The sequence below is a fragment of the Dolichospermum sp. UHCC 0315A genome (assembly GCF_008121535.1).
In the GTDB taxonomy this organism is placed as follows: domain Bacteria; phylum Cyanobacteriota; class Cyanobacteriia; order Cyanobacteriales; family Nostocaceae; genus Dolichospermum; species Dolichospermum lemmermannii.
Genome location: NZ_CP043056.1, coordinates 424,104 through 436,439, shown reverse-complemented (window position 1 = coordinate 436,439; position 12,336 = coordinate 424,104). Strand labels below are relative to the sequence as shown.

The following is a 12,336-nucleotide window of genomic DNA, read 5'->3' as shown; positions in this document are numbered from 1 at the left end:
CTCATGAAAATGCTTAAAGTTTTTTACTAAAACTTAACCCAGTTTCAACCTTATCAATGATGATAGTATCACCAGAAACAAAAGTATTTTCCAGTAACTTCGTAGCCAGAGGATTTTCTACCTCGCGTTGAATTGAACGTTTTAATGGACGTGCGCCATAAACTGGATCATAACCAGCTTCCACAAGATGATCACAAGCGGCTTGAGATATCTCGAAAGAGATTTTTTGTTCTTTGAGCAGATTTTCCACCCGTTTGAGTTGAATACGGATAATATGCCCCATTTCTGAGCGATTAAGAGCATGGAAAAGAATCAGATCATCTATGCGGTTGAGAAATTCGGGGCGGAAGTGAGTTCGCAAGCCTTCCATGACTTTATTACGCATCAAATCATACTTGGAATCATCCCCAGATACATCCAAAATATGTTCACTGCCGATGTTGCTAGTCATGACTATGACAGTATTGCGAAAATCTACAGCCCGTCCTTGGGAATCCGTAACTCTACCATCATCCAACACTTGCAATAAAATATTAAATACATCGGGGTGGGCTTTTTCCACTTCATCTAACAGCACCACTGAGTAAGGATGTCTGCGAATGGCTTCGGAAAGTTGTCCCCCTTCTTCATAACCGACATATCCGGGAGGCGCACCCACCAAGCGGGAAACTGAGTGTTTTTCCATGTATTCGGACATATCTAAACGCACTAAAGCATCATCAGAATCAAAGAGAAACTGAGCTAAGGCGCGGGCGAGTTCGGTTTTACCCACGCCAGTTGGTCCCATAAACAAAAATGAACCAATAGGTCGAGAGGGGTCTTTCATGCCCGCACGGGCGCGACGGATAGCCGCAGAGACGGCGGAAACGGCTTCTTCTTGACCAATTACCCGTTCGTGTAAATGACTTTCTAATTTTAATAATTTTTGCCGTTCTGATTCCAAAAGCCGATTTACGGGTATTCCTGTCCATTTAGCGACTATTTCGGCAATATCAGCTTCGGTAACTTGTTCTCGCAACAAGGTTGAACCTTGGGTTTGCATTTCTAAAAGTTTCGCTTCTTTGACTTCTCGTTCTCTTTGCACACCTTCTAACTTACCATACTTCAATTGAGCGGCTTTATTTAAGTCATAATCGCGCTCTGCTTGCTCAATTTGCACCCGCATTGAGTCTTCTTCTTTTTTTAACGTGCTGATAGATTCTAAAATATGCTTTTCCCCTTGCCATTGTTCATTAAATATTTGCTGTTTAACTGTTAAACTGGCAATTTCTTCTTGAATTCGTTCTAATCGTTCTTTCGTTGGGGAAATACTCTGTTCTTCTCCAGATAATGACAGCTTTTCCATTTCTAGCTGCATTAAACGCCGGTCAATGGTTTCTAATTCCGCAGGTTTAGATGTAATTTCCATTTTCAATTTTGCTGCGGCTTCATCAACTAAGTCAATAGCTTTATCAGGTAGAAACCTATCAGCAATGTACCGCGCTGATAAAGTTGCAGCGGCGACTAAAGCGGAATCGGAAATTTTAACATTATGATGCACTTCATAACGTTCTTTCAAACCTCGCAAAATGGAAATTGTATTTTCTACTGTTGGTTGATCTACATATACCTGTTGAAAACGTCTTTCCAGTGCTGCATCTTTTTCAATAAATTTGCGATATTCATCTAAGGTAGTTGCCCCAATACAACGCAATTCACCCCGCGCCAACATTGGTTTAAGCAAGTTTCCAGCATCCATTGAACCTTGTTGATTAGAACCAGCCCCAACAACGGTATGAAGTTCATCAATAAAGAGGACTACTTGCCCGTTTGATTCCGTAACTTCCCGGAGAACATTTTTTAAACGGTCTTCAAATTCACCTCTGTATTTTGCTCCTGCAATCAGGCTACCGATATCTAAAGAGATCAATTGGCGGTTCTTCAAAGACTCAGGAACGTCACCATTGACCATTCTTTGGGCTAAAGCTTCAGCGATCGCAGTTTTGCCAACTCCAGGCTCACCAATTAATACAGGGTTATTTTTACTACGTCGAGACAAAACCTGAATTACCCGGCGAATTTCATCATCTCTCCCAATCACAGGATCTAATTTTCCTGCCTTTGCCTGTTCTGTCAAATCTCGTCCAAATCTTTTTAAAGCTTCCTCTTGTACATCTGCTTCTGCTTTTGGTGATGCTTTGATTTGGGGAGTAGCGCGAACAGATTTAACCCCAAGTTCTACTTGAGCAATATCTATATTTAAGCTTTTAAATAATCTTCTACCAACCCGTTCATCATTACCAAACGCTAAAATTATATGCCCTTCGGAGATTTCCTCCTCTCTCATTTTGGTTCTAATTTCATCGGCTTTATCTAAGAGGATATCTAAATTTCGCCCCAGGTAAAGTTGATCACTTTTCCCAACCTTGGGTTGACGTTGAGTAAAAGCCTCTAGTTGTTGTTTAAACCGCACAGAATCAACTTCCGCACGGGTGAGAATGGCTGTAGCTAGGCTAGTTGGTTCTTCTAAAAGGGCGAGAATTAAATGTTCAACTTCTAATTGTTGTTGTTTATAAGCACGAACCACGTCTTGGGATTTTGTTACCGCTTCCCAGGCTGTATCAGTAAATTTATCAGGATCTGTAGGCTGCATTTGTAAAATTTTAGATTTTAGACTTGTAATTTAAGTTTAGGGGGGGAATTGGGTAATGGGTAAAGAAGTTCTCTTCCTACCCGCTACCCTCAATTATGCTGGAGTTTTCGCTTGAATCAATTCAACCTTATAACCATCTGGGTCTTCCACAAAAGCAATTACTGTAGAACCATGTTTCATTGGTCCTGGTTCTCGAACTACTTTACCACCCAGTTGTTTAATAGTCTCACAAGTAGCGTAAATATCATCTACACCCAAAGCAATATGACCATAGGCATTACCTAAATCATACTTTTCTACGCCCCAATTGTAGGTGAGTTCTAAAACTGAATGATCACTTTCTTCTCCATAACCAACAAAAGCCAGGGTAAATTCTCCCCCTGGGTAATCTTTACGGCGAAGTAACTTCATTCCCAGAAAATCGCAGTAGAATTTCAAGGACTCTTCTAAATTACCGACGCGAAGCATTGTATGTAGTAATCGCATATTTAACCTTTGTTCAATGCTTATATTTTATATCCGATAGGGAATTTTCACGATATTTGCGTTTAATCCTGCTTTTAATTGCCAAATCGTTGATAATTCTATCTTGACCAATTTCAGCAAGAGCTTGTGGTAAAATTGATTTTAATTTCAGATGGAAGAAATAATTATGATTTCATCACCTTTGATATTACATTTTCCCTCATCAGTGCAAATGACAGATGAGCAATTTTTTGATTTCTGTCAACTAAACCGTGATTTACGGATTGAGAGAAATAGATTTGGAAATATATTAATTATGCCACCTGTTGATTCAGAAACAGGAAATCGAGAATTTCATATTATTGGACAGTTAGCAATTTGGTCAGATCAAAATGGTACAGGAATTGGCTTTTCTTCTAGTGCGGGATTTACACTTTCCACAGGTGCAATACGTTCTCCTGATGCTTCCTGGATGAAGTTAGAAAGATGGAATCAACTCACACCTACACAACAAGAGAAGTTTGCACCTATTTGTCCTGATTTTGTAATTGAATTAAGGTCTGCTTCTGATAATTTGCAGCTTTTAAAAGATAAAATACAGGAATATATGCAAGAACCAGGAATCCAATTAGGTTTATTAATTGACCGCGAAAATCGTCGAGTTTATATTTATCGTCCTGGACAAACAGAAGAGTGTTTAGAAAATCCTGATAATGTGAGTTGTGAATCTGTTTTATCAGGATTTGTTTTAGATATGCGTAAAATTTGGTAAACTAAATAAACAGGAAGATGCACGTTATTAGTTTTAGAATAGTCAGAGAATATGCAGAAAATCATTCAGATTGTCAGGAATCACTGAACAACTGGTATAAGATTGCTAGTAAAGCTAAATGGTCAAACTTAGTTGAAGTACAGCAGGTGTTTCCGAAAGCTGAATCTGTTGGAAATTTTACAGTTTTCAATATTAAAGGCAATAAATACCGTTTGATTGTTAGCATAGATTACGAAGGTAAACTAATTTATATTAAATATATCCTCACTCACGCAAAATACGATAAGGACAAGTGGAAAAATGACCCTTACTTTTAATCCAGAGAAATACAAGGAATTATTAACAGCATATCTTCCCAAAATTATTAAGACTGAAGCAGAAAATGAACAAGCTTTAGTTATTGTCGAAGATTTAATGCACCGCAAACGCAGTGCTGAAGAAGATGAATTTTATCAATTATTAATTACTTTAATAGAAAAATTTGAACAAGAATATTATCAGATTAATCAACAAAATAATCCTCAATCTATGCTATTATTCCTTTTGGATGAATCTGGTAAAAATAAAGTTGATTTACAAGCTGTTTTGGGTTCAGAAAGCCTTGTTGATAACATTTTAAATGGAAAAGAGAAAATAACTCTAGAATTAGCTCAAAAACTGGGAGATTTTTTTCATGTAGAAGCAGGTTTATTTCGTGAATAGGGTATCCAGGATTTGAGGATTATCAGGATTAATCGAGAGCGTAAATTATAGTTAGTAGTGTGCGAAAGTCAATAAACAAATTCCTAACACCATAATTGCACTACCGAACAACCTTGTTTTGATGTTTTTTTCCTTAAATATCAGATAACCGAATCCTACACCCATCAATAGGCTAGTTTGTCTGACAGCAACAGAATTAGCTGCTACCGTTAACCCTACAGCAGTTACATGACACCACATATCTACTGCTTTCAAACTTCCCAATAAAACCAATTTAGAGAAATTTGTTCTTAGCTGAAAAAACCAATTGGGCGAGAAAACCACAACTATTGGTAACATCATCAATGCTGTACAAAAATACAAAGCAGCCGAAAATACCAAAGGAGAAGAATTTTTAGCTCCTATTTTGTCCAGGGATGTTGTTAATGCCCAGAGTGCTGCTACTATAATCATTAACCGCGATGATTGGGTATTGATTATAGATAATAAAGGGGCAAAATAGTTATTTTCTTTGGGTTTTAAATTCAAAAAATAAGCACCTAGACAAATTAAAATAATACTAATTATCTGTATATTATTCGGCAGTTCTCCCAGAGTAAAGGGGGAAGCTATCACTAAAAATAGGGGAGAGAAACCCATTAAGGGAACAGTTAATGACAGATCTCCTAAGCGCAAAGCCCTCATATATAAAATGCCGCCAACTGTGGATAAAGTAGCATCTGCTAACAAAGCCCACCAAAAATCTTTGCCAATATCAGGAATAGGTTGGGGAGATAATAATAACCAAGGGATATAAATAATCAGGGTAAAAGCTCTTAATCCCCAAGCAACTAAATATTCATCTAAAGGGCGATCGCCTTTGTTAGTAACAATTTTACTAAAGACATCGCGCAGAGATTCAAAGGTAGCCGCCGCCAGTGAGAAGTATAGCCAATTCATGGAGTTTAAGAGATTAATAAATATTTGATAGTGGGATGTCTAATAAGTCGTGTTAGTTTTGCTTTTGTGAACCCAACCTAAAAGTTTTTAAACATCCTCTTAGGTTGAGATCAAGAAATTATACAGCTTTTTCATGTTAATCTCCTTAATTACTAAGTTTAAAATCGCATTATTTAAAATTAAATTCATAAATAGAACCAAAACCATGATACTTTTTCCCATCTTCTTCATAAATCTCTCCAATACCTTTCGTGAAATCAAATATTAACTCTCCAGTTTCTCTTGCACGAATACGGTTCTCAGTATCACCACACTTGTACCATTTGTTATTATCTTTGTAAAAACACTGTTTTCTCGTTACTGGAACAAAACACTGAACGAAAACATTTGCTTGATTAAAGAAACCAAAACTACCTGATATTGAAGGACTAACACGATAAGATGATGTTCCGTCAATCCTAGTGTAACTTTCACATTTATAAGTTTTTGGCTGGGCTTGAACAGGATCGCTGTGAATATTCCAGCCAAATATACACACTATGGCGGTGCTGGTCATTAGTAATTTATGCATTTTTCTCATGGTAATATTTTTAGTTACTAAAACCTAAAAGAGAATTTTTGCCAATTAACAGACAAAAAACTTATAGATATGAGGTGGGAGTGAATAAAAACCCCAACCCCAGATCACCCAACCTACAGGCGATCGCTAACTGCTGCCGCAAGCATCGCACTACATTTTATGTCCATAGTTTGAAACCATTGTAGAGACGTTCCATGGAACGTCTCTACATTATTTTTCGGAAATGTCTAATAATAGATAATTCGATGAGAAACAGTTAGTTCATCAAAATTAATCTCTAGTTTTTCACTTTTTGCAACGATATTGTTTGCCTAAGAAGGACAAAATACTATTTTTATCTAAAGCATATCTTTCATTCCTATTTGGAGGGAAACTGCTGATAGAAGAATTGATCCATCTAATACCATTTGTCAAGTTAACTGTGCCTGAAGAAGAATTAGGAGCAGCCCATTTGTAAGTATCATATTTTCCTAAAGCGTACAGTATAGTCACTGTGTTGTTACGTTGAAAAGCGATACGATTTGTAGCAGGAGTAGTAGTTTGTACCCAATCACAAACTAAGGGATGAGCAGATTGAGCCACAACGGGAGTGCTGTCAATATTCCACAAGCCAAATGTAGAAACTATGGCAGTAGTGGTCATCAGTAATTTATGGAATTTCATTGTCATGTCCTCAAAAGAAATTTTTAGTTTTTATTGATTACTAAGATAAAGATCATTGTAGGATTTCAGAATTGCTAAAACCCTACAAATCTAGGTTTTTGGTAATTGCATTCCGTAGTTAGGAGTTTGATATTACCTAATATTTAGAGCAGTTGATAATGTGTTCCGGGGGAAATTTATTGAAGTGGCTTGAAAGGTAACTCTACCAGAGGAAAACGCGGTGGAAGATGTATAGCACCATTCTCTTTTCCAGCCCACAATAATTCTTCCGAATCCTGTAATAGCAGTAGACGACTTTTGTACCATTCTTTTACCATTGAATAGTACACTCTGACTTTGACCATAGCCCCTCTCTTCAGTTTGAACACATAAAGAACGTCCACCATGATCTTTGGATGTGGAAAAATTTCCTGACTGTATTAATTCCCAACTCGGATTCTGAGACGAATTGACAGCAGTTATGGCCACCCTAGATAATGGAGGGGCTGGTTGGGAGATAGCTTGTTTAATATCCACAAAGGAAATTCCTGCTATTCCCAAAATAGTTCCTAATACCAATACATTAGCCTGTTTAAAAAACATAGATTTCACCATGTCGAATGAACTATAAATAAGTATAAAGCTTCAAACCTTAACTCATGTCTGAGTAATGAGTGTGTTTTGATTATTTTATGATTCTTTTATGCTTAACTTTTGATAAAATGTACAAGCATCACCAATACATTGTTTTTCAGATATATCATGACCAAATCAGTAATTATTGATTTAGGACTAGGCAATTTAGAGCAAGATACCCCTGTGAGGGTCAAGTTATGGTGGAACTCAGAGCAGAAAAGAGCAGATGAATATAATACAAATTTACCACCAGATACCATACTCCCTAGACTCTACAAAATTTGGCAAAAGCTTTATGATATCCGCTCTCAAACTGTCAGCAGTCGTTCATCTGTAACTTTATTAGCAAAAAAGCCTATCCCAACTTATATCCGCAGATGTCCTCAATGGAATTTTGATGATTTGTGGCAAAATATAGATAATTTATCCAATGATTTAAACGATAATAACTTATTACAGCAATTAGATGATTTTATTAGTTTAGATGCAGGATTATTAGACCTATCTGAAAATATTAGTAGCAGTGATATCAATAAAAATTTAGGCTTGGCACAGCAGAAACTAGAAGAACGTTTTAATATTTGGCTGCAATATCGAGAATTTATTAATTGCCAGCATCAATGGGATAAAAATGAATTTTTAGATATTAATGATGAAATTTTTGTAATCTTCCAAATTCAAGATCATTTAATTCGCAAACTTCCTTGGCATCAGTGGAATTTTTTTGATAAATATCCCTTGGCTACTCATGCTTTTGGCTCTCTTTCTTATCAAGGTAGATTTGTTAGATCAAAATCAAGTAATCAAGTAGAAATTCTTGCTGTTTTGTGTGATGATGAGGGAATTGACTTACAACAGGAACGCATTATTTTCAATCAGTTGGTTAATGATTTAGATGTAAAAATAGAATTTATACCTTTTCCTTTTAACCGTAACCAGTTAGAAGAAAGGTTAGAAAAAGGCTGTGATATTTTATTTTTTGCTGGACACAGTAAAACTCAAAGTGAATCGGGACATATATATATTAATGACCAAGAAAGTGTTACTATCAATGATTTAAAAAATAGTTTTGAAGCAGCTATTGATCATGGATTGAGACTGGCAATTTTCAACTCTTGTGATGGACTGGGATTAGCAAATGACCTAGCAAAATTGAATATATCTCATGTTATTGTCATGAAAGAGCAAGTTTCCAATTTCATCGCTCAGGAATTTTTTCGTTATTTTTTAGAGTTTTTTGCACATGAAAAATATCCCATATTTTTAGCAGTTCAAGAAGCTAGAAATAAGTTAAAAAAACATGATTTACAACATCCAGGAGCATCCTTTTTACCTGCGCTTTGTACAAATCCCGCAGTGGTAGAACCTCTTACCTGGGAAAACTTACGTGCTGTAAATACTAAAGGTTTTCATGCTGATTGGGGAAATGTACCTCCTGTAAACCATTTTTTTGGACGAACAGAGGAGTTAGAAAAATTAAAACAATGGATAGTTAATGAACGTTGTCGAATTTTAGCTATTGTTGGTAGTGGAGGAATCGGTAAAACGGGACTTTCAGTGAAGTTAGGTCAGGGTGGGATAGGTAAAACAGATTTATCTGTAAAATTAGCAAGGGGTATGCAAGGTGAATTTGATTATATCATTTGGCGATCGCTCCTTAACGCCCCACCATTTATAGAAATCATCACTGATATCATCAAATTTCTTTCTCATCAACAAGAAACTAATTTACCAGAATCACCAAATATTCAAATAAATACCTTACTTGGATATTTAAAACAAAATAGATGTCTTTTAATTCTTGATAATATTGAATCAATTTTAGAAGATGGAAAATATCGAGATGGCTATGGCGTTTATGGTGAAATGTTTCAACAAATTAGGCAAGAAAAACATCAAAGCTGTTTGCTGCTTACCAGTCGAGTCATACCACCAGAAATTGAATCAAGAAGATATAAAGATGGTTCTGTTCGTCTTTTAGAATTAACAGGTTTAAGAGAAACAGAAGCAGTCAAGAAAATTTTTCAACAAATCGGTGAATTTAGAGCTACAGACGAAAACTGGGAAAAACTAATTGAAGTTTATGGTGGTAATCCCCTATTTTTAGAATTGAGTGCGGGTTTTATTAAAGAACAATATCAAGGAAACATTGCTATTTTTTTGGAAAAAGAACAACATCTTTTAGAAAAAAGCATCGAAGATGATTTACTAAACTGGCACTTTCAGCGATTAAATAAATTAGAAAAGGAGATAATTTACTGGTTAGCAATTAATCGTGAACCAGTTTCAGAATCAGAATTATTAGAAGATTTACTATCAATTTCTAAATTACAACAAGTCAATAAATATTTGCAATCTTTAAAAAAGAAAATCCCTCTAGAAGAAATAGTAGAAACTTCCACAGATAATCCTAAGTTTACTCTGCAACCTGTGATTATTGAATATATAACTAAGCGATTAATCAATCAAATTGTAGATGAAATTAGAGATAATCAAGTTGAATTATTTAATACTCATGCCTTGTTTAAAGCTCAAGGTAAAGAATATATCAAAGATATTCAAATTCGTCTGATTCTCAAACCAATTATAGAACAACTACTTCCAGAATCTGAATTTAGAAATATTGATAATAATTTAACCCAATTATCCAAAAATATTCCTCAAAATCATCTAGAACTAATAGAGAAAATACGTGGTGAAATAAATAATTTACATAATCAAGTAAATCTTGAATATCTGCTAATTCCTATCCTATCTAACTTAAAAAAGCAACCTAATAAAAAGCCAGGATATGCGGCTGGTAATCTTCTAAATTTATTCATTCAGGAACAGATAGAAAAACAGCAACCTATTTTAAATGACTATGATCGTTATAATTTAACTGTGTGGCAAACTATTCATATAAATTTATTGATTGAGGAAGGAATAGAGAAACAGCAACCTGTTTTAAATGACTATGATTTTTCTCATTTAACTGTGTGGCAAACAGACTTCAGTAGAATACATATCCATGATGTTAATTTTACAAAATCAAAATTTAGAAATTGTCTATTTATTGATAATTTTGGTGCTGTTTTAAATGTTCAATTCAGTCCAGATGGCAAGTTATTTGCAGGTGGCGATATTAATGAACAAATTCGCATTTGGAGAATGGAAGATAATCAACTTATTACTATATGTGATGGACATGGTGATTATGTACTATCAATCTCATTTAGTCCCGATAGTAAATTAATAGCTAGTAGCAGTATAGATAAAACAGTCAAAATTTGGGCAGTGAATACAGGTAAACCATTAAAAACGCTAAAAGGACATACAGGTTGGGTGATTACTGTTAAATTTAGTCCTGATGGTAAAACAATTGCCAGTTGTGGCGGTGATGGTATAAAGATATGGAACATTGAAAATGGAGAATGTTTAAAAACTTTACCAGAGCAAATAACAGGTGTATTTTCCATTGATTTTAGCCCAGATGGGAAAAAACTTGTCAGTGGTAGTCCTGACACAACTATCAAAATGTGGGATGTGGAAACGGGTAAATTATTGCAATCTTTACCAGGGTTGAATAAATTAACAAGTTCAGTTAGTTTTAGTCCTAATGGTAAATTGCTGGCTAACTCTAATGGTGAGGTAACTTATAGAGATAAAGAAGAAGTCGTAAAAATTTGGGAATTTAAAGATGGAAAATGGCAGCATATTCAGACATTAACTGAAAATAAAGCTTCAGTTAGGTCTATTTCTTTTAGTCCAGACAGCCAGAAACTTGTTTGCTGTATATGTCGATATGATGACTCTCAAAAATATCATCCCATCAAAATTTATGATGTTAATACTTATGAATTTAAAACTCTAGAAGGACATATTAGTTCGATATTGTCAACGGCTTTTCATGCTGATAACCAAAGACTTGTTAGTAGTAGTGGAGATGAAACAATAAAAATCTGGGATATCAATACGGGAAAGTGTCTTAAAACTCTATATGGTTATACTGATTGGCACGTAACAATTGCCTTTCATCCCAATGGTGAAATATTAGCTAGTGGAGATAATAATACAACTGTAAGACTTTGGAATATTAAAACTGGTAAATGCGTTAAAACTCTACTAGGACATAAAAATACGATTTGGTCACTTGCTTTTAGTCATGATGGTAATCAACTAGCTAGTGGTAGTACAGATACAACTATTAAAATATGGGATATCAAAACTGGTAAATGTTTAAAAACATTTTTTGGAGAAGAAGAAAGAATTTGGTCATTAGCATTTAGTCCCGATGACAAAAAACTAGCTAGTAGTAGCTTTTACCAAACAATTAATATATGGGATATTGAAACTGGTAACTCTCAAAATCTGAAACCAGATAAAAGTAGTAATGCTGGCATAAAGTCAGTTGCTTATAGTCCCAATGGTCAAATACTAATTAGCGGTAGTGAAGATAGCACAATTTGTATTTGGGATGCGAATACTTATGAATGTTTACAAGTTTTAATTGAACATACAGATAGGGTAAATTCCGTTAAATTCATTAATGATCAAATATTTGTCAGTGCTAGTGAAGATAGTACAATTCGATTATGGAATTTGAATACTTATGAATGTCTGAAAGTTTTTCGAGGACATAAAGATAGATTAACTTCCGTTGATTTTAATGGTCAAATACTCGTTAGTGGTAGTACAGATAGGACAGTGCGACTTTGGGATATTAAAACTGGTGAATGTAGAAAAATTCTCTCAGGACATACAAAAAGAATTGATGCTGTGGTTTTTTCTGCCGATGGTCAAACCGTAGCAAGTTGCAGTAGAGATGGTACAATTAGTTTGTGGGATATGGAAACATATAATCGTCAAACTCTCCGTGTGCCTAGACCTTACGAGGGAATGAACATCAATGGAGTCAAAGGTTTAACTGAACAGCAAAAAGTCACACTCAAAACTTTGGGCGCAGTGGAAGATTATTGATGGATTGAG

Annotated in this window: 10 protein-coding genes; 4 read left to right on the top strand and 6 right to left on the bottom strand. The window is 35.1% G+C overall.

From position 1 onward, the window contains the following. Window positions 1-13 precede the first annotated feature (13 nt). Window positions 14-2,632, bottom strand: a complete 2,619-nt coding sequence (gene clpB / locus BMF77_RS02080; RefSeq protein WP_148760262.1) for an ATP-dependent chaperone ClpB — start codon at window positions 2,630-2,632, stop codon at window positions 14-16. Between the two features lie 93 nt (window positions 2,633-2,725). Then, window positions 2,726-3,118, bottom strand: coding sequence for a lactoylglutathione lyase (gene gloA, locus BMF77_RS02075; RefSeq protein ID WP_148760260.1), 393 nt, complete (start codon window positions 3,116-3,118; stop codon window positions 2,726-2,728). A 166-nt stretch (window positions 3,119-3,284) separates the two neighbouring features. Between gloA and BMF77_RS02070 the strand changes: the two genes are divergently transcribed. The 3 genes from BMF77_RS02070 to BMF77_RS02060 are packed head-to-tail and all read left to right on the top strand — an operon-like array spanning window position 3,285 to window position 4,571. Beyond that, on the top strand, window positions 3,285-3,869 hold the full coding sequence (locus tag BMF77_RS02070; RefSeq protein WP_148760258.1) for a Uma2 family endonuclease: 585 nt from the start codon (window positions 3,285-3,287) through the stop codon (window positions 3,867-3,869). 17 nt (window positions 3,870-3,886) lie between these two features. After that, window positions 3,887-4,186 (top strand): type II toxin-antitoxin system HigB family toxin, encoded by a 300-nt coding sequence (locus BMF77_RS02065; protein ID WP_148760256.1) that lies wholly within the window; start codon window positions 3,887-3,889, stop codon window positions 4,184-4,186. Beyond that, on the top strand, window positions 4,170-4,571 hold the full coding sequence (locus BMF77_RS02060; RefSeq protein ID WP_148760254.1) for a type II toxin-antitoxin system HigA family antitoxin: 402 nt from the start codon (window positions 4,170-4,172) through the stop codon (window positions 4,569-4,571). Before BMF77_RS02065 ends, BMF77_RS02060 begins: the two co-directional genes overlap by 17 nt. A gap of 51 nt (window positions 4,572-4,622) precedes the next feature. Here BMF77_RS02060 and BMF77_RS02055 read toward each other — a convergent pair whose 3' ends face one another. The 4 genes from BMF77_RS02055 to BMF77_RS02040 all read right to left on the bottom strand — a co-directional run bounded on the left by BMF77_RS02055 (window position 4,623) and on the right by BMF77_RS02040 (window position 7,335). Then, window positions 4,623-5,510: an EamA family transporter gene (locus BMF77_RS02055; protein ID WP_148760252.1), complete on the bottom strand. Its 888-nt coding sequence runs from the start codon at window positions 5,508-5,510 to the stop codon at window positions 4,623-4,625. A 169-nt stretch (window positions 5,511-5,679) separates the two neighbouring features. Continuing rightward, window positions 5,680-6,090: a hypothetical protein gene (locus BMF77_RS02050; protein ID WP_148760250.1), complete on the bottom strand. Its 411-nt coding sequence runs from the start codon at window positions 6,088-6,090 to the stop codon at window positions 5,680-5,682. Window positions 6,091-6,375: 285 nt separating this feature from the next. Beyond that, the gene (locus tag BMF77_RS02045; RefSeq protein ID WP_148760248.1) at window positions 6,376-6,753 is read right to left on the bottom strand and encodes a hypothetical protein; all 378 of its coding nucleotides are present in this window, start codon (window positions 6,751-6,753) and stop codon (window positions 6,376-6,378) included. A gap of 132 nt (window positions 6,754-6,885) precedes the next feature. Further along, window positions 6,886-7,335, bottom strand: a complete 450-nt coding sequence (locus BMF77_RS02040) for a DUF4879 domain-containing protein (protein ID WP_168204381.1) — start codon at window positions 7,333-7,335, stop codon at window positions 6,886-6,888. 159 nt (window positions 7,336-7,494) lie between these two features. Here BMF77_RS02040 and BMF77_RS02035 point away from each other — a divergent pair, with 159 nt between their 5' ends. After that, window positions 7,495-12,327 (top strand): NB-ARC domain-containing protein, encoded by a 4,833-nt coding sequence (locus BMF77_RS02035; RefSeq protein ID WP_148760244.1) that lies wholly within the window; start codon window positions 7,495-7,497, stop codon window positions 12,325-12,327. Window positions 12,328-12,336: the final 9 nt, after the last annotated feature.

What these genes read in the sequence shown, in the direction of transcription:
- clpB (WP_148760262.1), bottom strand. Translation starts at nt 2,632, where the DNA reads ATGCAGCCTACAGATCCTGATAAATTTACTGATACAGCCTGGGAAGCG.
- gloA (WP_148760260.1), bottom strand. Translation starts at nt 3,118, where the DNA reads ATGCGATTACTACATACAATGCTTCGCGTCGGTAATTTAGAAGAGTCC.
- BMF77_RS02070 (WP_148760258.1), top strand. Translation starts at nt 3,285, where the DNA reads ATGATTTCATCACCTTTGATATTACATTTTCCCTCATCAGTGCAAATG.
- BMF77_RS02065 (WP_148760256.1), top strand. Translation starts at nt 3,887, where the DNA reads ATGCACGTTATTAGTTTTAGAATAGTCAGAGAATATGCAGAAAATCAT.
- BMF77_RS02060 (WP_148760254.1), top strand. Translation starts at nt 4,170, where the DNA reads ATGACCCTTACTTTTAATCCAGAGAAATACAAGGAATTATTAACAGCA.
- BMF77_RS02055 (WP_148760252.1), bottom strand. Translation starts at nt 5,510, where the DNA reads ATGAATTGGCTATACTTCTCACTGGCGGCGGCTACCTTTGAATCTCTG.
- BMF77_RS02050 (WP_148760250.1), bottom strand. Translation starts at nt 6,090, where the DNA reads ATGAGAAAAATGCATAAATTACTAATGACCAGCACCGCCATAGTGTGT.
- BMF77_RS02045 (WP_148760248.1), bottom strand. Translation starts at nt 6,753, where the DNA reads ATGAAATTCCATAAATTACTGATGACCACTACTGCCATAGTTTCTACA.
- BMF77_RS02040 (WP_168204381.1), bottom strand. Translation starts at nt 7,335, where the DNA reads ATGTTTTTTAAACAGGCTAATGTATTGGTATTAGGAACTATTTTGGGA.
- BMF77_RS02035 (WP_148760244.1), top strand. Translation starts at nt 7,495, where the DNA reads ATGACCAAATCAGTAATTATTGATTTAGGACTAGGCAATTTAGAGCAA.